The following is a 248-nucleotide window of genomic DNA, read 5'->3' as shown; positions in this document are numbered from 1 at the left end:
GGAGCTTGAAGGAAAGATTTCAGCCCTTCGAATGAAAGTAGAATTAAACGAATCACCTAAAGTTTTAATTTTGCTAGGAATACCAGGGAGCTATTTGGTAGCAACAGAAAATTCTTATATTGGGGACTTAGTGCGAATGGCTGGGGGTCAAAATGTCATGAGTGGTCAAGAGCCCGAGTTTTTACCATCCAATACGGAATTTTTACAACAAAGCAATCCAGATATTATTTTACGTCTGGCACATGGGA

1 protein-coding gene is annotated in these 248 nt (G+C 39.5%); it reads left to right on the top strand.

Translation table 11 applies throughout. From position 1 onward, the window contains the following. On the top strand, positions 1–248 hold a 248-nt coding region (locus tag SB660_RS22730; protein WP_410584772.1), incomplete at both ends, for an ABC transporter substrate-binding protein.

It is taken from the genome of Bacillus sp. SIMBA_005 (genome assembly GCF_046535585.1).
Lineage (GTDB): Bacteria > Bacillota > Bacilli > Bacillales > Bacillaceae > Bacillus > Bacillus pumilus.
This window is presented reverse-complemented; position numbering and strand designations above follow the sequence as displayed.